The 792-nt window shown below is 36.2% G+C and carries 1 protein-coding gene; it reads left to right on the top strand.

The genetic code is table 11. The features are described from left to right. Positions 1 to 792: CobW family GTP-binding protein (locus tag ACZQCL_RS02625; protein ID WP_482481785.1), on the top strand; the 792-nt coding region annotated here is incomplete at both ends.

Below are 792 nucleotides of genomic sequence, written 5' to 3' on the forward strand. Positions count from 1 at the left end.
GTTGCACACTAAAACTAGATCTTTTACAACAACTCTCAGCCTTAGCCTCATCCAATAAGTTTGATTACATCATCATTGAAGCTAGTGGTATTTGCGAACCAATCCCAATTGCGCAAACCATTACAGCCGCCAATGAAACACTATATTCTAGAGGATTACCAGAACTATTCCACTTAGACAACATCATCTGCGTTGCCGATGCTGCAAGATTGTCAAATGAATTCAATTGTGGTAAACACTTATTAGAACCTTGTGAAGATGAAGATTCGCTAGACTCTTTATTGATGCAGCAACTCGAATTCTGTAATACCGTTATCTTAAACAAAGCAGAAACCGTCAACGAAGATGAGAAAAATGAAATCAAGGCAGTCATTCATAAACTATGTAAAGATGCCGGAATCATTGAGGCTAGCTTTGGCCAAGTTAATTTAGAAGAGCTTTTAAACACACATAACTTTGATTATGAAAAAGCACAAAACAACATTGGTTGGATTCACGAAATCGAAGAACACGAACACCATCATCACGAACACGAAGGTGAAGCTTTAGAATATGGAATTTCTACTTTTGTGTGGCAAACAAGAAAACCATTGGATTTAAAGAAATTCACAAATCTATTAAATAACTATCCGAATGTGATTCGTACCAAAGGCTATGTATGGTTTGATAACCAACCTGATTCTGCCTACTTATTTGAACAAGCTGGTAAATTAAATTCACTTACAGAAGACTCATTATGGATTGCGTCAGCTCCAAAACAAGATCAAATAGATTTATTAAAGGCCAATCCAC

The organism is Holdemanella sp., from assembly GCF_056804935.1.